At 61.6% G+C, this 19,381-nt stretch carries 20 protein-coding genes and 1 pseudogene; 15 read left to right on the top strand and 6 right to left on the bottom strand.

Features of this window, described 5'->3' with window-relative positions; genetic code table 11:
- The first annotated feature begins 42 nt into the window (after window positions 1–42).
- The 3 genes and pseudogenes from BN3544_RS13365 to BN3544_RS13355 all read left to right on the top strand — a co-directional run bounded on the left by BN3544_RS13365 (window position 43) and on the right by BN3544_RS13355 (window position 3,514).
- Window positions 43–1,389, top strand: a complete 1,347-nt coding sequence (locus BN3544_RS13365; RefSeq protein ID WP_036074808.1) for an AmpG family muropeptide MFS transporter — start codon at window positions 43–45, stop codon at window positions 1,387–1,389.
- Between the two features lie 60 nt (window positions 1,390–1,449).
- Window positions 1,450–2,152 (top strand): annotated as a pseudogene (locus tag BN3544_RS13360) (response regulator).
- Window positions 2,153–2,155: 3 nt separating this feature from the next.
- A complete protein-coding gene (locus BN3544_RS13355) occupies window positions 2,156–3,514 on the top strand; it encodes a sensor histidine kinase (RefSeq protein WP_019429197.1) in 1,359 nt (452 codons plus the stop codon).
- A gap of 75 nt (window positions 3,515–3,589) precedes the next feature.
- Here BN3544_RS13355 and BN3544_RS13350 read toward each other — a convergent pair whose 3' ends face one another.
- The 5 genes from BN3544_RS13350 to BN3544_RS13330 all read right to left on the bottom strand — a co-directional run bounded on the left by BN3544_RS13350 (window position 3,590) and on the right by BN3544_RS13330 (window position 7,964).
- Window positions 3,590–3,793, bottom strand: a complete 204-nt coding sequence (locus BN3544_RS13350; protein WP_019429198.1) for a zinc-finger domain-containing protein — start codon at window positions 3,791–3,793, stop codon at window positions 3,590–3,592.
- Window positions 3,794–3,804: 11 nt separating this feature from the next.
- Complete coding sequence (locus tag BN3544_RS13345) at window positions 3,805–4,743, bottom strand: branched-chain amino acid transaminase (protein WP_026036506.1); 939 nt, start codon at window positions 4,741–4,743, stop codon at window positions 3,805–3,807.
- 93 nt (window positions 4,744–4,836) lie between these two features.
- Window positions 4,837–5,268 carry a hypothetical protein gene (locus BN3544_RS13340; protein WP_036074812.1) on the bottom strand — a complete coding sequence of 144 codons (432 nt, stop codon included), beginning with the start codon at window positions 5,266–5,268 and terminating at the stop codon, window positions 4,837–4,839.
- A 194-nt stretch (window positions 5,269–5,462) separates the two neighbouring features.
- Window positions 5,463–6,842 (bottom strand): DNA repair protein RadA, encoded by a 1,380-nt coding sequence (gene radA, locus BN3544_RS13335; protein ID WP_019429201.1) that lies wholly within the window; start codon window positions 6,840–6,842, stop codon window positions 5,463–5,465.
- Between the two features lie 69 nt (window positions 6,843–6,911).
- Window positions 6,912–7,964 carry an NAD(P)H-dependent flavin oxidoreductase gene (locus BN3544_RS13330; protein WP_026036507.1) on the bottom strand — a complete coding sequence of 351 codons (1,053 nt, stop codon included), beginning with the start codon at window positions 7,962–7,964 and terminating at the stop codon, window positions 6,912–6,914.
- Between the two features lie 232 nt (window positions 7,965–8,196).
- Here BN3544_RS13330 and hpaR point away from each other — a divergent pair, with 232 nt between their 5' ends.
- The 11 genes from hpaR to BN3544_RS13275 all read left to right on the top strand — a co-directional run bounded on the left by hpaR (window position 8,197) and on the right by BN3544_RS13275 (window position 18,007).
- Window positions 8,197–8,682, top strand: a complete 486-nt coding sequence (gene hpaR, locus BN3544_RS13325) for a homoprotocatechuate degradation operon regulator HpaR (RefSeq protein WP_019429203.1) — start codon at window positions 8,197–8,199, stop codon at window positions 8,680–8,682.
- Window positions 8,683–8,686: 4 nt separating this feature from the next.
- Window positions 8,687–9,328: a fumarylacetoacetate hydrolase family protein gene (locus BN3544_RS13320; RefSeq protein ID WP_019429204.1), complete on the top strand. Its 642-nt coding sequence runs from the start codon at window positions 8,687–8,689 to the stop codon at window positions 9,326–9,328.
- Window positions 9,325–10,092 carry a fumarylacetoacetate hydrolase family protein gene (locus tag BN3544_RS13315; RefSeq protein WP_019429205.1) on the top strand — a complete coding sequence of 256 codons (768 nt, stop codon included), beginning with the start codon at window positions 9,325–9,327 and terminating at the stop codon, window positions 10,090–10,092. Before BN3544_RS13320 ends, BN3544_RS13315 begins: the two co-directional genes overlap by 4 nt.
- Window positions 10,093–10,321: 229 nt before the next feature.
- Window positions 10,322–11,791 (top strand): 5-carboxymethyl-2-hydroxymuconate semialdehyde dehydrogenase, encoded by a 1,470-nt coding sequence (gene hpaE / locus BN3544_RS13310; RefSeq protein ID WP_019429206.1) that lies wholly within the window; start codon window positions 10,322–10,324, stop codon window positions 11,789–11,791.
- 36 nt (window positions 11,792–11,827) lie between these two features.
- Window positions 11,828–12,754 (top strand): 3,4-dihydroxyphenylacetate 2,3-dioxygenase, encoded by a 927-nt coding sequence (hpaD, locus tag BN3544_RS13305; RefSeq protein WP_019429207.1) that lies wholly within the window; start codon window positions 11,828–11,830, stop codon window positions 12,752–12,754.
- A 98-nt stretch (window positions 12,755–12,852) separates the two neighbouring features.
- Window positions 12,853–13,311 carry a hypothetical protein gene (locus tag BN3544_RS13300; RefSeq protein WP_019429208.1) on the top strand — a complete coding sequence of 153 codons (459 nt, stop codon included), beginning with the start codon at window positions 12,853–12,855 and terminating at the stop codon, window positions 13,309–13,311.
- Window positions 13,312–13,314: 3 nt separating this feature from the next.
- Window positions 13,315–14,136, top strand: coding sequence for a 2-oxo-hept-4-ene-1,7-dioate hydratase (gene hpaH / locus BN3544_RS13295; protein WP_019429209.1), 822 nt, complete (start codon window positions 13,315–13,317; stop codon window positions 14,134–14,136).
- Window positions 14,137–14,303: 167 nt separating this feature from the next.
- Window positions 14,304–15,119, top strand: coding sequence for an aldolase/citrate lyase family protein (locus BN3544_RS13290; RefSeq protein ID WP_019429210.1), 816 nt, complete (start codon window positions 14,304–14,306; stop codon window positions 15,117–15,119).
- 82 nt (window positions 15,120–15,201) lie between these two features.
- The gene (locus BN3544_RS13285) at window positions 15,202–15,990 is read left to right on the top strand and encodes a class II aldolase/adducin family protein (protein WP_019429211.1); all 789 of its coding nucleotides are present in this window, start codon (window positions 15,202–15,204) and stop codon (window positions 15,988–15,990) included.
- Entirely contained in the window at window positions 15,987–16,997 is a 1,011-nt protein-coding gene (locus BN3544_RS13280; protein ID WP_019429212.1) for a 2-dehydropantoate 2-reductase, read from the top strand. Before BN3544_RS13285 ends, BN3544_RS13280 begins: the two co-directional genes overlap by 4 nt.
- 68 nt (window positions 16,998–17,065) lie before the next feature.
- Window positions 17,066–18,007, top strand: a complete 942-nt coding sequence (locus BN3544_RS13275) for a DMT family transporter (RefSeq protein WP_050999078.1) — start codon at window positions 17,066–17,068, stop codon at window positions 18,005–18,007.
- Between the two features lie 39 nt (window positions 18,008–18,046).
- On the opposite strand, the gene rsmI is transcribed toward BN3544_RS13275, so the two are convergent.
- The gene (gene rsmI / locus BN3544_RS13270) at window positions 18,047–18,946 is read right to left on the bottom strand and encodes a 16S rRNA (cytidine(1402)-2'-O)-methyltransferase (protein WP_019429214.1); all 900 of its coding nucleotides are present in this window, start codon (window positions 18,944–18,946) and stop codon (window positions 18,047–18,049) included.
- A gap of 14 nt (window positions 18,947–18,960) precedes the next feature.
- Here rsmI and BN3544_RS13265 point away from each other — a divergent pair, with 14 nt between their 5' ends.
- Window positions 18,961–19,347 carry a YraN family protein gene (locus BN3544_RS13265; RefSeq protein ID WP_019429215.1) on the top strand — a complete coding sequence of 129 codons (387 nt, stop codon included), beginning with the start codon at window positions 18,961–18,963 and terminating at the stop codon, window positions 19,345–19,347.
- Window positions 19,348–19,381 lie beyond the last annotated feature (34 nt).

Genomic DNA, 19,381 nt, shown 5'->3' with positions numbered 1-19,381 from the left:
CGCCGTGAACAAGGCCGGACTGGTGCATCCGATAATCGGCGCATGTCTGAAATCACCCCCCCTCTTGAGACCTCCGCGCCAAGCACCCTGCGCACCTGGCGCGAAGCTTTGCGTTTGTATCTGCAGCCCGCCAGCTTGCGCATGTTGGCCCTGGGCTTTGCGGCGGGCTTGCCGCTGTTGCTGGTGTTGGGCACCTTGAGCTTTCGGTTGCGCGAGGCGGGCATTGACCGCAGCACCATCGGTTATTTGAGCTGGGTGGGTTTGGCGTATGGCGTCAAGTGGATGTGGGCACCTTTGGTGGACCGCATGCCCATTCCGTGGCTCACGCGCCAGTTAGGGCGTCGCCGCAGTTGGTTGCTGTTGTCGCAAACCGTCATTGTGGGTGGTTTGGTGGGCATGGCGCTCAATGACCCGTCGCAGCTGTTGGGGCCTTTGGTGGCCTGTGCGGTGGCGGTGGCGGTGGCCTCGGCCACGCAAGACATTGCGCTCGATGCCTACCGCATCGAGTCAGCCCCGGTCCATGAACAGGCGGCCTTGGCGGCCAGTTACCAAACCGGGTATCGCCTGGCCATGATCTGGGCCGGTGCGGGTGTGTTGTGGATTGCGGCATGGGCGCAAGGCGAGCAAACCACGGGCTATGCCCAAGCGGCCTGGCAAGTGGCGTATTTGGTGATGGCGGCCAGCATGTTGCCCGGCATGTGGATGGTGCTGGCCTCGCCCGAGCCAGTGCCTGCACCGATGCCGCCCGCCCGCAATGTGGCCGAGTGGGTGAAGGGCGCATTGATCGAACCCTTTGCCGACTTTTGGCGACGTTACCGCTGGCAGGCACTGCTGGTGCTGGGCTTGATCGCGGTGTACCGCATCAGCGATGTGGTGATGGGCATCATGGCCAACCCGTTTTATGTGGACATGGGTTTCACCAAAGCCGAGGTGGCCAGCGTGACCAAGGTGTATGGTGTGGTCATGACGCTGGTGGGCGCGTTTGTGGGCGGGGTCTTGTCGGCGCGTTGGGGGGTCATGCGCATCCTCATGCTGGGCGCGGTGCTCAGCGCCGCCAGCAATTTGCTGTTTGTCTGGCTCAGCGGCGTGGGGCACGATGTGAGCGCCTTGGTCTGGGTGATCTCGGCCGACAACTTGGCCAGTGGCATCGCTTCGGCGGCCTTCATTGCCTACTTGTCTTCGCTGACCAACATCCAATATTCGGCCACGCAATACGCGCTGCTCAGCTCGATGATGCTGCTGCTGCCCAAGTTTTTGGCGGGTTTTTCGGGGGACTTTGTCGATGCCTATGGCTACGCCAGTTTCTTCACCGCCACCGCTTGGCTGGGGGTGCCGGTGCTGCTGCTGGTGGCCTTGGCGTCGCGGGTGCATGCCAGCGCCAAGGCATGAATTTACCCATCTTTACCCAAGCGACACGACAAACCCCACAGCCCGGACGATGATCAGGCCATGCAAGAACTTTTGATGATCGAAGACGATGTCCGCTTGGCGGGCATGGTGTCTGACTATCTGGGGCAAAACGGTTTTGGTGTGGGCCACGCGCCCGATGCCCAAAGCGGTTTGGCCCGTTTGCAAACGGCGGGCGTCGATTTGGTCATTTTGGATTTAATGCTGCCCGACATGGACGGCCTTCAAGTGTGCCAACGCATCCGCGCTTTGCCAGGGGCCTTGGGCCAAGTGCCGGTGCTCATGCTCACCGCCAAAGGCGACCCGATGGACCGCATCATTGGGCTTGAAATGGGGGCCGACGATTACCTGCCCAAGCCCTTTGAGCCGCGTGAGTTGCTGGCCCGCATCAAGGCCATCTTGCGGCGCAAAAGTGCCCCCCCCCGAAGTCAGCAGCCAGGTCATGCAGTTTGGCTCGCTCGAAATCGACCGCGATGCGCGGCGGGTGTCGGTGGCCGGGCAGGCCTGCGACCTGACGTCTTACCAATACGATGTGTTGGTGGCTTTGGCCGAACGCGCGGGCCGCGTGCTCACGCGCGACCAGATCATGGAAGCCGTGCGCGGGCGTGAGCTGGAGGCGTTTGACCGCTCGATCGACGTGCACATGGGCCGCATCCGTGCGGCCATCGAGGCCGACCCCAAAGCGCCGCAGCGCATCTTGACGGTGCGCGGCGTGGGCTATGTCTTTGCCCGGCAGCAGGACTGACGCATGGCCTTGCGCACTTGGTTACGGCAATGGTCGCGTCATTTGTATTTGCGCATTTGGCTGGCTGTGGTCGTGGGCGTGGCCTTGCTCATGCTGGTGGTGGGCTGGGCCTGGCGTGCCAGTGTCGAGCACAACAACCCGCCGCCCGTGCCGCGTGAATGGGTGGTGCTTGATGCCCAAGGCGAAGTGCTGTCCACCTCGACCCGGCCGCCTGGCCCCGGCGCGCCGCTTGAATTTGACGTGACCTTGCCCGATGGGCAACAACTCCAGTTGCGTGTTCAGCGCAACGGGGAGCGTGCAGACCCGTTCGACATGGGCCATCCGCGTGGTGGGCGCATGGCGTCGCCACACATGTCGCAGCAAGACTCACCGCACAGTTCGGCACGCATGCCACCCCATGTGCGCAACGAGCCGCCTTGGTGGGCCAAGCCGCCCTATGGTTTTTTTTGGATGCTGGGGCTGATCGGGTTGGCGGTGGCGCTGGGTTTGTACCCGGTGGTGCGGCGACTGACTCAAAGGCTTGAAGGCTTGCAGCGTGGGGTACAGCGCTGGGGCGATGGCGATTTGTCGGTGCGTGTGCCGGTGCAAGGCGATGACGAAGTGGCCGATTTGTCGGAGCGCTTCAACGCGGCGGCCGAACGCATCGAAGGGCTGATGGCCTCGCAAAAATCATTGCTGGCCAATGCCTCACATGAGCTGCGCTCGCCTTTGGCCCGCATCCGCATGGGGCTGGAGCTGATGGACACGGCGGTTGCCGACAGCGTCACGCGCCAAGCCACGCGCACCGAAATTTTGCGCAACATGAGCGAACTCGATCAGCTGATTGATGAGATCTTGTTGGCCAGCCGTTTGGATGCCAAAGAAGCGGACATTGGCACGGTCGAGGCAGTGGACTTGGTGGGCCTGTGTGCCGAAGAATGCGCCCGCGTGGGGGCCTTGCTGGAGGTGCCGCCCGGCCTGTCGGTGCTGGAGGTGCAGGGCGTGGCCAAGTTGCTGCGGCGCATGGTTCGCAATTTGTTAGAGAACGCGCGGCGCTATGGTGCCACCGGCATCGATGGTCACGTCAACCGCGGCGATGACGTGGCCTTGTCTTTGGCGCAGCAAGGCCGGCAGGTTCATCTCCGTGTGTGCGACCACGGGCCGGGGGTGCCACAGGCTTGGCGTGAGCGGATTTTTGAGCCGTTTTTTCGGCTGCCGGGTGCCAGTGAGCGCGTGGGCGGTGTGGGTTTGGGTCTGTCGCTCGTTAAATCGATTGCCGAGCGGCACGGCGGGCGGGTACGGTGTGCAGATCGCCCTGGCGGTGGTGCGTGTTTTGAGGTGAGTTTCGACCAAAGGCCCCAAAGCAAAACGGCGAACACCTGAGGGTTCGCCGTTGCAGCGCGCTTGAGGAGCGCCGTGGGGTTAGCTGGCCATCGCCTTGATGGCCGCGCAGGCCTGTCAGTGGTGGTGACCCACCACTTCACCGGCTTTCAATTTGTAAGCGGTGCCGCAATACGGGCATTTGGCTTCGCCGGTTTTGGCCACGTCCAGATAGACCTTGGGGTGGCTGTTCCAGAGTTTCATGTCGGCTTTGGGGCTGGGGCAAAAAACACCGCCCTGGGGGTTCAGGTCGGCGGCCAGCAGTTCAACGGGATTGCTCATTTTTTCTTTCCTTAAACCAGCGTCAGCCAGTGGGCGTATTTCGGGTTGCGGCCGTTGACGATGTCAAAGAACGCGGATTGGATTTTTTCGGTGATCGGGCCACGGCTGCCTGCGCCCAGCTCAATTCGGTCCAGTTCGCGGATCGGGGTCACTTCAGCGGCGGTGCCGGTGAAGAAGGCTTCGTCGGCAATGTAAATTTCGTCGCGTGTGATGCGCTTTTGCACGATCTCCAGGCCCAGATCTTTGGCGATGTGGAACACCGTGTTGCGGGTGATGCCGTTCAGGGCACCAGCCGACAAATCGGGGGTGTAGATCACGCCGTCCTTGACCACGAAGATGTTTTCGCCAGCGCCTTCCGACACAAAGCCCGAGGTGTCGAGCAACAAGGCTTCGTCGTAACCTTCGTCGGTCACTTCCATATTGGCCAAGATCGAGTTGGTGTAGTTGCTCACCGCTTTGGCCTGCGTCATGGTGATGTTGACGTGGTGGCGTGTGTAGCTGCTGGTCTTCACGCGGATGCCGCGCTTCATGCCTTCTTCGCCCAGGTAGGCGCCCCAGGTCCAGGCAGCGACCATCAGGTGGATGGTGTTGCCCTTGGGGCTCACGCCCAGCTTTTTGTCGCCAATCCAAGTGAGCGGGCGGATGTAACCGCTTTCCAAGTTGTTCTCGCGCACCACATCGCGTTGGGCTTGGTTGACCTGATCTTTGGTGAAGGGGATGGCCATGCGCAAAATTTTGGCGCTGTTGAACAGTCGGTCGGTGTGTTCTTGCAAACGAAAGATGGCCGTGCCTTGCTCGGTTTTGTAGGCGCGCACGCCTTCAAAAGCGCCACAGCCGTAGTGCAGGGTGTGGCTCAACACATGGATCTTGGCATCGCGCCAATCGACCATCTGGCCGTCCATCCAGATTTTGCCGTCGCGGTCGGACATGGAGGGAATGACAACGCTCATGAAAGTGTCCTTTGAAGAAGGGGCAGTAAACAGTGCAAAAAAATGATTTTAAGGTCCGCCGCCACCGTCAGATGACGCGGATGTGGACGGCACTCAGGTGGACAGCGGCGGGGCTGATGCTTCAACTGGGGTGTCGGTGGTGGGACGCTCCAGCGTCCACTCGGTCAGTTTGCCCCCCACGAAAGTGCCGGTCACCTGCGATTGGCCGGCGTCTGTCCAGCGAAAGATTTCTGGCTGGGCGTCTTTTTCGGTCAAGAGTTGGCCCAAAGACCGTGTCATGGCGATCACATGCATCAAGCTCGCTCCTTTTTGGAGCTTGGCGTTGAGCATCACGGCGCTGGCGACATGCCCGATGGGGCGGTTGGACGCTTTTTTAAGGATGGTGACCATGCGCGTGAAGTGCAGCAAGATCCACATGACCACACCCCCTGCAGCCAGGGCAATGCCGGCCCACTGAAAGGCGTGCCAAGCACCGATGGTGAAAACGAGGATGGCCGCAGGAGCCAATATTTTGTTGAAATTCATGGGGGCAGATTGTGCCTTGTGTGGCGTGGGCTTGCTCTTGGAGTCCTCGCTCAAGCCGGGCTTCATGAGGTCGTTTCAAACCTTCTTTTAACGGCAGCCATATCGAAGTCAAAGGTTGTGTGGAGGTCAACAACGGCTTCTGGGTGATCCAGTTCAAAGTCAAAAATGGCGACAGCGACCGTGAGGACTGAGCCTTAATCCAGCTCACGCACCACGCTCATCGCTTCTTCAATCCTTTCAACGGCATGCACCTGCATGCCCGGGATGGCGGTCTTGGGCGCATTGGCTTTGGGAATGATGGCGGTGGTGTAGCCCAGTTTGGCCGCTTCTTTCAGGCGGTCTTGGCCACGCGGCGCAGGGCGCACCTCACCGGCCAAGCCCACCTCGCCAAAGGCGATGAAGCCTTTGGGCAGGGCTTTTCCGCGCAAGCTGCTGGTGATGGCCAGCATCACCGCCAAGTCGGCGGCGGGTTCGCTGATGCGCACGCCGCCCACGGCGTTGACAAACACGTCTTGGTCCATGCAGGCCACACCTGCGTGCCGGTGCAGCACCGCCAGCAACATGGCCAAGCGGTCGCGGTCCAGGCCCACGCTCAGGCGGCGTGGCGAAGGGCCACCGCTGTCCACCAGCGCCTGAATCTCGACCAGCAGAGGGCGTGTGCCTTCCAAGGTGACCATCACGCAGCTGCCGGGTACAGGCTCGCTGTGCTGGCTCAAAAAGATGGCGCTCGGGTTGCTCACGCCTTTGAGCCCTTTTTCGGTCATGGCAAAAACGCCAATTTCGTTGACGGCCCCAAAGCGGTTTTTGATGGCACGGATCAGCCGGAAGTTGGAGTGGGTGTCGCCCTCAAAGTACAGCACGGTGTCCACCATGTGCTCCAGCACACGCGGGCCAGCCAGGGCGCCTTCTTTGGTGACGTGGCCAACCAGCACGATGCTGGTGCCGGTGGCTTTGGCCGTGCGCGTCAGGTGTGCCGCGCACTCGCGCACTTGGGCCACAGAGCCAGGCGCACTGGTCAATTGATCCGAGTAAACCGTCTGGATTGAGTCGATGATGGCGATGTTCGGCTGGCGTGCTTGCAGGGTGTGCAAAATCTTTTCGAGCTGGATTTCGGGCAACACCGGCACTTGCGAGTCGGGCAAACCCAAGCGGCGTGAACGCATGGCCACTTGCGCACCGCTTTCTTCGCCCGTCACATACAGGGTGTTCATGCCGCTGCGCTGCAAGGCGTCCACCGCTTGCAACAGCAAGGTCGATTTGCCGATGCCCGGGTCGCCACCAATCAACACCACGCCGCCTTCGACCATGCCGCCGCCGAGCACGCGGTCTAACTCGTCGATGCCGGTAGGGTGGCGCTCAAAGTCGGCGGCTTCGATTTGTGACAAGGGCAGCACTTCGGAGGTGGGGGCCAATGAGGCGTGCACCGAACCAAAGCGATTTTTGCCTGTGGCCGCCGGCTCGCTTGCGCTCTCGATCAGCGAGTTCCAAGCGTTGCAGCTGGGGCATTTGCCCATCCAGCGGGCGCTGGTGCCGCCGCATTCGTTGCAGGTGAAAATTGTTTTGTCTTTGGCCATGGGAGGATTGTGCCTTTGACCGTGTCTTTGCCGACAGTCGACCGCAGTGGCACTGCTGGCCCCAAGTTTTTAGGCCACTTTCAGCCAGGCCTTGACAAAGTCTTGTGTGATCTCTGCTGCGCTCAGGCTGCGCGCACCTGTCGCGTTTTGCCCAGACCACAAGGGGGTGAAATCACTCGAACCCCTGGCCTCGGCCGCCGCACGCAGGGGGGCAATGCCTGCTGTAGCCAGTGGAAATACCGGGGCCTGTTCGCCCAAAGGCCCCAGCTCGCGCATGAGGCGGTTGACGATGCCGCGTGCCGGACGGCCGCTGAACAGCCGGGTCAGAGCCGTGTGTTGCGCCGCAGGCGATTGAAGGGCGGCGCGGTGCAAGGCGCTGGTGGTGGCCTCGTGGCTGCACAAATAGGCGGTGCCGATCTGCACACCTGCGGCACCCAGCGCCCTGGCTGCTGCCACGCCCCCTGCGGTGGCGATGCCACCCGCTGCGATCACCGGCACATTCACGGCTTGCACAATTTGTGGCAGCAGCGCGAAGGTGCCCAGTTGCGTGCTCAGGTCGTCGGTCAGGAACATGCCCCGATGCCCGCCGGCTTCCAGCCCTTGCGCGATCACCGCATCTGCACCCTGTGCTTCGAGCCACAGCGCTTCTTGCACCGTGGTGGCGGACGACAGCACCTGGCTGCCCCAGCTTTTCACCCGGGCCAGCAAGTCAGGCGCAGGCAAACCGAAATGGAAGCTGACCACCGCCGGGCGAAACACTTCCAACACATCGGCGCTGTCGTGGTTGAAGGGCAGACGCCCTGGGTCGGAGGGGATGTTGTCGCTATCCAAGCCGGCTTCGCGGTAATACGGAGCCAGCGCTTGGTGCCACCGCGCTTGGCGCTCCGTGTCGGGCGTGGGGCTGACGTGGCAAAAGAAATTGATGTTGAAAGGGGCGCTGGTGGCTGCCTGCAGTGCTTGCAGTTCGGCGTGCAGTGCCGGGGGGCTGAGCATGGCGGCCGGCAGTGAGCCCAGGCCGCCTGAATGGCAGACGGCGGCAGCCAGGCGGTGATCTTGCGCGCCGGCCATGGGGGCCTGGATGAGGGGGGCGGCAAGGCCCAAGCGGTGAAAGAAGTGAGACATGCCCAAAATGTAACGCGAGTGGACGCCCTTGAGTGCGTTGGCCGTCACCGCGATGATGGGCGTGCGGGGCTTGAAGCTGGCTTGCTCCATGGCGCGGATGATCTCGGTCGCCTCGATCCCGCTGATTGCAGGCTGAAAACTCAGTGAGACTTGACAGTGGTGCCATTCGCCGGGTTGATTAAGGGTAATCCCGGGGTCTTTTCTTCATCAAATCATTTAACATGTTAAATAAATGACAAGCACTCCATTCGTTCACCGCAATTTGCCGCGTTTGTTGCTGCAGGCGCGAGAGGCCGTCATGGCACATACCCGCCCGAGTCTGCGCGCGCATGGCTTGTCGGATCAGCAGTGGCGTGTTTTGCGGGTTTTGGGCGAACACGCGCAAGAGTTGGCTGGGGTGGAAACGGGGCGCGTGGCGAAAGAAGCGTATTTGTTGGGCCCCAGCCTGACGGGCGTACTGACCCGCATGGAGCGTGACGGCCTGATCGAGCGCAGCCGTTGCCCGCAGGATGCGCGGCGCACGGTGGTGCGGGCCACCCCGGCGGGTTTGGCCAAAGTCGGGGCCTTGTCGCAAACCATTGAAGCCCACTACGCCTGGATGGAAATGCAACTGGGCAAAGCGGCCTTGCAAACCCTGTACGGCCTGCTGGACCAAGTCATTGAACTGGAAGGTGACGTGCTGTCGGCCAGTGAACTGCCGCAAGGCACAGAGGAATGAAAACATGAGCCACATGAGCCATTGGCAACCCCGAGGCACGGTGTATGGCACCCTGCTCAATTTTCGCCGCGAGTGGGACCTGTGGTCACCGCGCATGACACAAGAGCCGCACAAGGCCGCGCCCCAAGCGCCCGTGCTGTACGTCAAAACGGCCAACACCTTCAGCCCCGCTGGACAAAACTTGTTGCTGCAAGACGGTGTGAGCGAAGTCGACATTGGCGCAACGCTGGGCTTGGTGATCGGTGAGGCGGGGCAAGTGGCTGGGGCGGTGTTGCTCAATGACTGGTCTGTGCCGCACACCAGCTATTACCGCCCGCCGGTCAAGTTTCGCTGCCGCGATGGTTTTTTGGCCCTGCCCGAGCAGATCACGCCAGGCCGTGTGCAAGACTGGGCCGCGCTGCAGCTCACAGTGCACTGCAACGGCGAACCGGTGCAGACCGTGGACTTGCGCGAGCTGGTGCGCGACATGCCCACTTTGTTGGCCGATGTGGGCGAATTCATGACGCTGCAAGCGGGCGATGTGCTGATGGTGGGCACCGATAGCCTGGCCGATGGCGCGCGCCCGCGTGCCCGGGCCGGTGATCGGGTTGATATTTCTGCGCCCGGCTTCGCGCCTGTGTCGGTGCAAGTGGGAGGTGCCGCATGAAACGCGCTCGCATCGCATGGGCAGGTGCTGTGCAGCAAGCGCTTGAATCTGAGGGTCAGCTGCTCATCACCCAAGGCCCGCACAAAGGCCATCGCGTGGGTTTTGACGAAGTGGTCTGGCTGCCGCCACTTGCACCCGTGCCGCAAGCCCGCACCGTGATTGCGCTGGGCCTGAACTATGCCGACCATGCCAAAGAATTGGCCTTCAAGGCCCCAGAAGAACCCTTGGCATTTATGAAGGGCGAGGCTTCATTGATCGGCCACAAGGCGCTGACCGTGCGCCCCAAAGGGGTCAAATACATGCACTACGAGTGCGAACTGGCCGTGGTGATGGGACGCACCGCGCGGCGCGTGAAAAAAGCCGATGCCTACGACTTTGTGGCCGGCTACACCGTGGCCAACGACTACGCGATCCGCGATTACCTGGAAAACTGGTACCGCCCCAACCTGCGCGTGAAAAACCGTGACACCTGCACCCCCATTGGCCCCTGGCTGGTGGACGCGGCAGACGTCATCAACCCCATGGCCTTGACATTGCAGACCACCGTCAACGGCCAAATCACACAAAGCGGCAGCACGGCCGACATGATTTTTGATGTGCCTACCCTGATCGAATACTTCAGCAGCTTCATGACGCTCCAGCCCGGCGACCTGATCTTGACCGGCACGCCCGATGGCATCGTGGATTGCCAGCCCGGTGACGTGATCGTCACCGAGATCGAAGGCATCGGGGCGCTGAGCAACACCATCGTGGCCCAGACATGAATATGCACATGCTGCAAATGGCAACCGCAACCGCAACCGCAGCAACAGCAACAGCAACAGCAACAGCAACAGCAACAGCAACAGCAACAGCAACAGCAACCGCAGCAACAGCAAGCCCCCGATTTGTCATCCCTGCGAACGCGGGGATCCATGGCTTTGGTGCCGTGCACGCGTGACCATTCGCATGCTCGGCTGTGGCATGAATTTAAGAAATTGACGGAGACACCCCATGCAAATCGACCACCTCATCAACGGCCAACGTGTCGCGGGCAGCGACTACTTTGAAACCACCAACCCGGCCACTCAAGAGGTGTTGGCCGAAGTCGCCTCGGGCGGCGAGGCGGAGGTCAACGCTGCCGTGGCCGCCGCCAAAGCGGCCTTCCCTAAATGGGCCGCTACGCCCGCCACCGAACGCGCAAAAATCATGCGCAAGTTGGGTGACTTGATCACGCAACATGTGCCCGAGATTGCAGACACCGAAACTCGCGACTGTGGCCAGACCATCAGCCAGACCGGCAAACAACTGGTGCCGCGTGCCGCCGACAACTTCCATTACTTTGCCGAAATGTGCACCCGTGTGGACGGCCACACCTACCCCACGCCCACTCACCTGAACTACACGCTGTACCACCCAGTGGGCGTGTGCGCGCTCATCAGCCCCTGGAACGTGCCTTTCATGACCGCCACCTGGAAAGTCGCGCCGTGCTTGGCCTTTGGCAATACTGCCGTGCTCAAGATGAGCGAGCTGTCACCCCTGACCGCCGCGAGATTGGGCGAGCTGGCGCTGGAGGCGGGCGTGCCTGCAGGCGTGCTCAATGTGGTGCACGGCTTTGGCAAAGAGGCGGGCGAACCGCTGGTGTCGCACCGCGATGTGCGGGCGATCAGTTTCACCGGCTCGACGGTCACGGGCAACCGCATTGTCCAAAGCGCGGGTCTCAAAAAGTTCAGCATGGAGTTGGGCGGCAAAAGTCCGTTTGTGATTTTTGAGGATGCCGACCTGGAGCGCGCCCTTGACGCGGCCATCTTCATGATCTTTTCCAACAACGGCGAGCGCTGCACCGCAGGCAGCCGCATCTTGGTGCAGCAAAGCATCTATGCCGACTTTGCGGCCCAGTTTGCCGAACGCGCCAAACGCATCTCCGTGGGCGACCCGCTGGATGAAAAAACCACCGTCGGCCCCATGATCTCTAAGGCCCACTTGGCCAAGGTGCGCAGCTACATCGAACTGGGTCCGAAAGAGGGCGCAACCCTGCTGTGCGGTGGCTTGGGGCAACCCGCTTATGCCGCCGATTTGCCCGCCCATGTGCAAAACGGCAACTTCGTTTGGCCCACCGTGTTTGCCGATGTCGACAACCGCATGCGCATCGCACAGGAAGAAATTTTTGGCCCCGTGGCTTGTTTGATTTCTTTCAAGGACGAGGCCGATGCCATCGCCAAAGCCAACGACATTGAATACGGCTTGAGCAGTTACGTCTGGACCGAAAACCTGGGCCGCGCCCACCGCGTGGCCGCTGCCGTGGAGGCGGGCATGTGCTTTGTCAACAGCCAGAACGTGCGCGACCTGCGTCAGCCCTTCGGCGGCACCAAGGCCAGTGGCACGGGTCGCGAGGGCGGCACCTGGAGCTACGAGGTGTTTTGCGAGCCCAAAAACGTGGCCGTGTCGATGGGCAGCCACCACATTCCACATTGGGGCATCTGATCATGGGACCACTCGATCACTTCAGGAGACTTCGCCATGGGTAAGCTCGCACTCGCCGCCAAAATCACCCACGTGCCCAGCATGTACCTGAGTGAGATCCCCGGGCCACGCTTTGGCACGCGGCAAAGCGCCATTGATGGCCACCACGAAATCAGCCGCCGCTGCCGCGCGATGGGCGTGGACACGCTGGTGGTGTTTGACACGCACTGGCTGGTCAACGCCGGTTATCACATCAACTGTGCGCCGCATTACAAGGGCGTGTACACCAGCAACGAGTTGCCGCACTTCATCAGCAACATGGCGTTTGAGTCGCCGGGCAACCCGGTGTTGGGCCAGTTGTTGGCCAAGGTCGCCAACGCACACGGCGTGGAAACCTTGGCGCACGAAGCCACCACCTTGCAGCCCGAATACGGCACGCTGGTGCCGCTGCGCTACATGAACGCCGACCAGCATTTCAAGGTGGTTTCGGTCTCGGCCCTGTGCACCTCGCACTACCTCAATGACAGTGCCCGTCTGGGCTGGGCCATGCGCGAGGCGGTGGAGCAGCATTACGATGGCACGGTGGCGTTTTTGGCCAGCGGCAGCTTGAGCCACCGCTTTGCACAAAACGGCTTGGCGCCTGAGTTCGCGCACAAAATCTGGAGCCCTTTTCTGGAAAAACTCGACGAGCAGGTGCTGCGCATGTGGGACCAGCGCGAGTGGAAAGCCTTTTGCGAGATGCTGCCCGAGTACGCCAGCAAAGGCCACGGTGAGGGCTTCATGCACGACACGGCCATGCTCTTGGGTGCTTTGGGCTGGACGGGCTACGACGGGGCGGTGGACATCCTTACCCCTTACTTTGGTGCATCGGGCACCGGCCAGCTCAATGCCGTGTTTGAAATTACGCCCCAAACCGGCCAGCACATCCCGGCGGCGCAGGCCAGCAGTGCCCAGGGCTACACCGCAGTGAGCACCCGATTGTGAGCACGGTGCTATGACCATGAAAAAACAGCATGGCTCCTCGGGTCAAGCCCAAGGATGACAACGTTTCAAGCTTCAACGACAAAGTCAGAAGGCACACCATGCCCCACCTTGTGATTCTCTACACCGGCCAGCTCGACGCCGAAGTCAACATGACCACGCTGTGCCGGCAAATGGCCGACGCCATGCTCACCGTTCAAGACGAAAACGGCCAAGCGGTTTTTCCGACAGGCGGCACGCGTGTGCTGGCTTACCCCGCGCCACATTACGCAGTGGCCGATGGCGGCGCGGCAGGCTTGGCGGCGGGTGTGTATGCGCACAACCCGCATGGCGGTGCGGGCGATTACGCGTTTGTGTACCTGAACCTGCGCATGGGCAAGGGCCGCAGTGAGGCGGTGCAACACAGCGCCGGACAAAGCTTGATCGAAGTGGCCAAAGCCTTTTTTGCACCCACCATGGCGCAACGCCACATCGGCATCACGCTGCAAATCGATGTGGGTCCTGAGGTGTTTGATGCCAAGCACAGCAACCTCCATCCTTTGTTCATCAAGAAGGCCTGAGCCATGTTTGTTTTCACCGAAGAGCAAATCCAGCAGCTTGCGCAAGCGCTGAACGAGTCTGAAAAATCGCGCGTGCAGATCGAGCACTTTTCCAAGCGCTTCCCAGGCATGACGATCGAAGACGGCTACCGCATTAACCGCGCTTGGATGCAGATCAAGTTCGCCGAAGGGCGAAAGATGATTGGCCACAAGATCGGGCTGACCAGCCGCGCCATGCAGGTCTCTAGCCAGATCGACGAGCCCGACTACGGCACGCTGCTTGACGACATGCGCTACGACTGCACGCCGGGCCAGGTGCTGGACATTCCGTTCAGCCGTTTCATGGCCCCGCGTGTGGAGGTGGAGTTGGCCTTCATCCTTAAGAAAGCGCTGCGCGGCCCCGATGTGACGGTGCAAGAGGTGCTCGATGCGACTGAGTATGTGACCCCGGCCATCGAGATCATCGATTCGCGCATCGAGCAATTCGACCGCCACACCCAGGTGATGCGCAAGGTGTTTGACACCATCAGCGACAACGCCGCCAATGCGGGCATCGTGCTGGGAGCCAAACGGGTCGATCCCTTGACGACCGACTTGCCTTGGTGCGGTGCCATCTTGCGCCAAAACGGCGTGGTCGAAGAAACCGGCCTGGCCGCGGGCGTGCAGGGCCACCCGGCGGTGGGCATTGCCTGGTTGGCCAACAAGTTGGCACCTTGGGGCGAGCATCTGCAAGCCGGTGAGATCGTGTTGGCCGGCTCGTTCACCAAACCGGCGCTGGCCAAAGTGGGCGATGTGTTTGAGGCGGACTACGGGCCATTGGGCAAGCTGGCGTTTCGTTTTGTTTGAGCGTTTTGAAGAGTCTGCAGTGGCTTCGTCTGGCGATAGCGGGAGGCTGCTGGGGCCAGGGTGGCGGCCCGGGCTCAGAGGCGCTTCGCTTTGCCACATCGCCCGAGCCGCCACCCCGACCCCAACATCCTGTGAGCCGTTTGGCCTTTAAAGAGAGGAACTGATTGATGAGCACCCCCGTGAATACATTCAAGCAAGCCCTGCAAAACAAGCAGCCTCAGATTGGCCTGTGGATGGGCTTGGCCAGCGCTTACACCGCCGAAATCTGTGCCTTGGCGGGCTTCGACTGGCTGGTCATCGACGGCGAACACGCGCCCAACGACCTGCGCAGCATCCAGGCGCAACTGCAAACCTTGGCCGCCTACCCCACCAGTCACCCCGTCTGCCGCGTGCCCGTGGGCGAGACGGCGCTCATCAAGCAATACCTCGACTTGGGGGCGCAAAACATCTTGGTGCCCATGGTCGATACCGCCGAGCAGGCCGCGCAACTGGTGCAAGCCATGCGCTACCCGCAAGACGATGGCCGTGGCGGCATGCGCGGCATGGCGGGTGCACGGGCTTCGCGCTGGGGCCATTACCCTGACTATTTCAAGCGTGCCAATGAAGAGGTCTGCCTGTTGGTGCAGGTGGAGTCACGCGAGGCCCTGAAAAACCTGGACGCGATTGCCGCCACGCCCGGTGTGGACGGTGTGTTCATTGGCCCAGCAGATTTGTCGGCCTCGATGGGCCATGTGGGCAATGCCGCTCACCCCGAGGTGCAGGCTGCGATTGCCGATGCGGTGGCCCGCATCCTGCAAGCGGGCAAGGCCCCCGGAATCCTCACGCCCGACCGCGCATGGGCGGCCCAGTACCTGAAACTGGGGGTCTTGTTTGTGGCGGTGGGCCTGGACACGCAAATCCTGATGCGCCAAACCACCGACTTGGCCGCGCACTTCAAATCAGAAGTGCGCGCCATCGCATCCACCCCAGGCGCGACTTATTGATGCGCACCTTTAAAACAATGGGGATCTGACCCCAATTGATCCCAATTGACCAAATTCACTGACCCCAAACCAGGAGATCACGATGTTTCCCACCCCTCAAGCTGTGGTGCCGTCTTTGCAAGCGCGTGTCCACCCAGACGAATGGCAGACCCGCTTGCAGCTGGCGGCCTGCTACCGCGTGTTTGCCATGCTCGGCTGGACCGAGATGATCTACAACCACATCACCGTGCGTCTGCCCGACAGCGTCACGGGCGGTGATAAGCAGTTCTTGATCAACCCTTTTGGCCTGCATTACAGCGAGGTCACGGCCAGCAACCTGGTCAAGATCAACTTGCAGGGCGAGGTGTTGGACGGCTCACCCTATAAGGTCAATCCGGCTGGCTTTGTGGTGCATGCCACGCTGCACGGCGGCATAGACGGAGCGCACTGCGTGATGCACACCCACACCACGGCAGGTGTGGCGGTGGCTTGCCTGCAAGATGGCTTGTCCCAAAGCAACTTTTACTCAGCTCAGCTGCACGGCATGGTGGCCTACCACGACTTCGAGGGCATCACCATCCATGCTGACGAAGCGCCGCGTGTGCTCAAAAGCATTGGCAACAAGCCCGCCGTGATCCTGCGAAACCATGGCCTGTTGGCTTGGGGCGCGAGTTTGCCGCAGACCTTTGCCATTCTTTGGACGCTGCAACGTGCCTGCGAAATCCAGCTCGCTACGCAAAGTATGGGCGCACCGATTGCCGTGCCTGAGACGATTGCTGCCAAGTGCACGCGGGACGCGCTGCAGTTCAACCCGAACCACGGGGCCGGTCAGGACGTGTTCGAGGCGCTGGTGCGTCAGATGGACAAACAAGACACAGGGTGGCGCGCATGAGCGAAACAATCAACGGCGTGTCATTCAACAAAGTCGCCATCGTCGGCGCAGGGGCCATTGGTGGCTGGCTGGGCGTGCACTTGGCGCGTGCAGGAGTGCAGGTCAGCGTGCTGGCGCGTGGCGACACACTGGGCGCCTTGCAGCAGCAGGGCCTGCAATTGCATCAAGGGAGCAATTTGCACACCGTGCCGGTTCACGCCTCGAACGATGCTGCCGCATTGGGCGTGCAAGACCTGGTGGTGATTTCGGTCAAAGCTCCCGCGCTGGCCTCTGTCGCACAGCAGCTTGGACCCCTGATCGGGCCCAATACCGTGGTGCTGACCGCCATGAACGGCGTGCCTTGGTGGTTTTTGCAGGGGCTCGGTGGCACAGTAGCGGACCGCTCTCTGGACGCCGTGGACCCGCAGGGGGCGATTGCACGCGCCTTGCCTGCCGCGCACATCATCGGCTGCGTGGTGCATGCCAGTTGCTCGGTGGATGCGCCGGGTGTGGTCCGTCACCACTTTGGTGATGGCCTGATCGTGGGCGAGCTTTCGGGCGAGGTGTCGCCCCGCGTGCAGGCCTTGCATGCACTGCTGCAAAAGGCCGGCTTCAACGCCAGTGTGTCGCCGCAAATCCAAAAAGACATTTGGTACAAACTTTGGGGCAACATGACGATCAACCCCATCAGTGCCATCACCGGGGCCACGACCGACCGAATTCTGGACGACCCCTTGGTGCGTCAATTCATTTCGGGGGTCATGCTCGAAGCCAAAGCCATTGGGGAAAAAATCGGCATCCCCATCGACCAGCAACCCGAAGACCGCCACGCTGTCACTCGCAAATTGGGCGCATTTCGCACTTCAATGCTGCAAGACGTGGAGGCAGGCAAGCCGGTTGAACTGGATGCCTTGGTCTCGGCCGTGCGTGAGTTGGGTCAGTTGACCCATGTGCAGACGCCATTGACCGATGTTTTGCTGGGGCTCAGCCGCTTGCATGCACAAGGTAGGGGGCTTTACGGCTGCTGATTCAAGTCTTCAGTGTGCCAGTCGCGTTCTTGTCATCCCTGAGCCGAAGAGGGCGGTAAATTGGCCCCATGTCATCTCGCCCCACCTCAGCTACTTCCTCCGCTGCCCCCGCGTCCTTTTCCCGGTTGACCCTGACCGGTTTCCTCACGCTCTTGTTGATCGCCCTGATGATGGGTGCCAACCATGTCGCGGCCCGCACCGCTTTCAACCATGGTGTGGATGTGGTGACCGCCGTCACCTTTCGCAGCAGTGTCACGGCCGTTGTGGTGGCCTTGATCCTTTGGCAGCAAAAGGTTTCGCTCCAGCTGACGGGGCGGCACAAAAAGAACCTTCTGCTGATTGGCGCATTGATCGCCGTGCAAAGTGTTTGCCTCTATTCGTCGGTTGCCCGTCTGCCTGTGGCCTTGGCTTTGTTGGCGTTTAACACCTACCCTTTGCTGACGGCTTTTTGGGCGCGGGTGCTGTACCGCCACCGCCCGGAGCGTGCCGTGTTGTTGGCCATGCCCGTGATGCTGTTGGGGCTGGCTTTGGCCCTCGACGTGATGGGTGCTGCATCGGGGCTGGGTGCCGCCCAGCAATGGGGGCAAATCGGTGTGGGCGTGGGCTTTGCCATGGCGGCATCGGCCACGTTTGGCTTGGCCTTGGTCATCACCCAGCACGAGGCTGCCGATGTGGATGGCCGTTTGCGCACCTTCACCACCATGGCCACGGTGGCAGTGTTGGCGGCGGCGGTGGCCGCCAGCCAGAGCGGCTTGCATTTGCCCACGGCCACGGCCGGTTGGTGGGGTTTGGGGGCGTTGACGTTCTTGTATGGCACGGCCTTCACCATCATGTTCACGGTGTTGCCCAAGTTGGGCGTGGTGGGCAACTCGGCCATCATGAACGTGGAGCCGGTGTTTGCCTTGGTGTTGGCTTGGGGCGTGTTGGGGCAGTCGATTGCACTGATGCAGTTGGTCGGTGCTTTGGTGGTGGTGGCCACCGTCATGTGGCTGGGTTTGCGCAAGCGTTGAGGCGCTAAGGCGCTAAGGCGCTTTGTCGGGTCAGCGGTGTCAGCCGTTTTTCAGCGCCAAGGCTTTGTCGTACAGCTCGTTTTTTGATTCGCCCGTGATCTCGGCCGCCAGTTTGACCGCGGTTTTCAGGGGCAGTTCGGGCAACAGCACTTGCAGCACACGCAGGCCTTCGCCCGCTGAGGCTTCAACAGGCGCATCGTGCAGCACCAGCACAAACTCACCACGCTGGCGGTCTGGCTTTTCGGCCAGCCAGCCTGGCAAGGCCTGTGCCGTGACGGTTTCGATTTGTTCAAATTGCTTGGTCAGCTCGCGCCCCACGGTGATGCGGCGCTCACCGAGCACCGACAGCGCTTGCGCCAAGGCTTCGATGCGGTGTGGCGCTTCCAGCAGCACCACGGCACGACTTTCTTGTGCGAGGGCCTGCACGGCGCGTTCGCGTTCGCCGGATTTGCTGGGCAAAAAGCCCGCAAACACAAAGCCGTCTTCGCCCGTCATGCCCGAGGCGCTGAGCGCGGTGGTCACGCTGCTGGCGCCTGGCAAGGGCAGCACCCGGTAACCGGCTTGCCGCACCGCCGCCACCAGCCGGGCGCCCGGATCGCTGATGGCCGGGGTGCCTGCATCGCTCACATACGCCACGCGCTCACCTTGTGCCAGACGGGCGATCACGGTTTGTGACGCTTCTGCTTCGTTGTGCTGGTGCACCGCCAGAAGCTGCGCGCCGGGGCGGTCCATGCCATAGGCCCGCAGCAGTTGCTGGGTGTGGCGGGTGTCTTCGCAAGCCACGGCGTCGACCTTGGCCAGCACATGCAGCGCACGCAGGCTGATGTCGGCGAGGTTGCCAATGGGGGTGGCCACGACATACAGTGTGCTGGCCGGGTTGTTTTGCGATCCGGCAGCGTCGTGCGCGGCCTCCAGGGCTTTGGCAAACGAGGCAGACAAGGGAGACGGAGTCAATGCAATTCCTCAAAAAAGACATGGTGGGCCAGACCACCAAAGCCCGTGGTGATGCGGGCGAAGACGAGGCGCTGGCCTATTTGCAAGAGCGGGGTTTGCGCCTGCTGAAGCGCAATTATCGGACGCCTGGCCGAGGGGGTGGCGAAATCGACCTGATCATGCAATCGGCGGATGGCACGGTGGTGTTTGTCGAGGTTCGTCAACGCAGCCGAAGTGACCATGGCGGGGCTGCTGCCAGCATCGGGTATCCAAAGCAAAGGCGCATTATTTTTGCGGCGCAGCACTACCTGTTGCGCTGGCGCAGCTTGCCCCCGGCACGCTTTGATGTGGTGACCATCGAGGCCACTGGACCCGAATGGTTGCAAGCCGCTTTTGATGTGAGCTGATGCACACAACTGAAGCCTGACGAAGGCTCGAATA

Origin of the sequence: Limnohabitans sp. Rim47, from assembly GCF_001517545.1 — a bacterium.
GTDB lineage: Bacteria > Pseudomonadota > Gammaproteobacteria > Burkholderiales > Burkholderiaceae_C > Limnohabitans_A.
This window is presented reverse-complemented; position numbering and strand designations above follow the sequence as displayed.

Bases quoted from the DNA above. Each gene is read 5' to 3' on its own strand.
- BN3544_RS13330 (WP_026036507.1), bottom strand. From the start codon at position 7,964: ATGTCTCACTTCTTTCACCGCTTGGGCCTTGCCGCCCCCCTCATCCAG.
- BN3544_RS13340 (WP_036074812.1), bottom strand. From the start codon at position 5,268: ATGAATTTCAACAAAATATTGGCTCCTGCGGCCATCCTCGTTTTCACC.
- BN3544_RS13300 (WP_019429208.1), top strand. From the start codon at position 12,853: ATGCCCCACCTTGTGATTCTCTACACCGGCCAGCTCGACGCCGAAGTC.
- BN3544_RS13355 (WP_019429197.1), top strand. From the start codon at position 2,156: ATGGCCTTGCGCACTTGGTTACGGCAATGGTCGCGTCATTTGTATTTG.
- BN3544_RS13350 (WP_019429198.1), bottom strand. From the start codon at position 3,793: ATGAGCAATCCCGTTGAACTGCTGGCCGCCGACCTGAACCCCCAGGGC.
- hpaE (WP_019429206.1), top strand. From the start codon at position 10,322: ATGCAAATCGACCACCTCATCAACGGCCAACGTGTCGCGGGCAGCGAC.
- BN3544_RS13320 (WP_019429204.1), top strand. From the start codon at position 8,687: ATGAGCCACATGAGCCATTGGCAACCCCGAGGCACGGTGTATGGCACC.
- BN3544_RS13285 (WP_019429211.1), top strand. From the start codon at position 15,202: ATGTTTCCCACCCCTCAAGCTGTGGTGCCGTCTTTGCAAGCGCGTGTC.
- hpaR (WP_019429203.1), top strand. From the start codon at position 8,197: ATGACAAGCACTCCATTCGTTCACCGCAATTTGCCGCGTTTGTTGCTG.
- hpaD (WP_019429207.1), top strand. From the start codon at position 11,828: ATGGGTAAGCTCGCACTCGCCGCCAAAATCACCCACGTGCCCAGCATG.
- BN3544_RS13265 (WP_019429215.1), top strand. From the start codon at position 18,961: ATGCAATTCCTCAAAAAAGACATGGTGGGCCAGACCACCAAAGCCCGT.
- hpaH (WP_019429209.1), top strand. From the start codon at position 13,315: ATGTTTGTTTTCACCGAAGAGCAAATCCAGCAGCTTGCGCAAGCGCTG.
- BN3544_RS13365 (WP_036074808.1), top strand. From the start codon at position 43: ATGTCTGAAATCACCCCCCCTCTTGAGACCTCCGCGCCAAGCACCCTG.
- BN3544_RS13290 (WP_019429210.1), top strand. From the start codon at position 14,304: ATGAGCACCCCCGTGAATACATTCAAGCAAGCCCTGCAAAACAAGCAG.
- radA (WP_019429201.1), bottom strand. From the start codon at position 6,842: ATGGCCAAAGACAAAACAATTTTCACCTGCAACGAATGCGGCGGCACC.
- BN3544_RS13345 (WP_026036506.1), bottom strand. From the start codon at position 4,743: ATGAGCGTTGTCATTCCCTCCATGTCCGACCGCGACGGCAAAATCTGG.
- BN3544_RS13315 (WP_019429205.1), top strand. From the start codon at position 9,325: ATGAAACGCGCTCGCATCGCATGGGCAGGTGCTGTGCAGCAAGCGCTT.
- BN3544_RS13275 (WP_050999078.1), top strand. From the start codon at position 17,066: ATGTCATCTCGCCCCACCTCAGCTACTTCCTCCGCTGCCCCCGCGTCC.
- BN3544_RS13280 (WP_019429212.1), top strand. From the start codon at position 15,987: ATGAGCGAAACAATCAACGGCGTGTCATTCAACAAAGTCGCCATCGTC.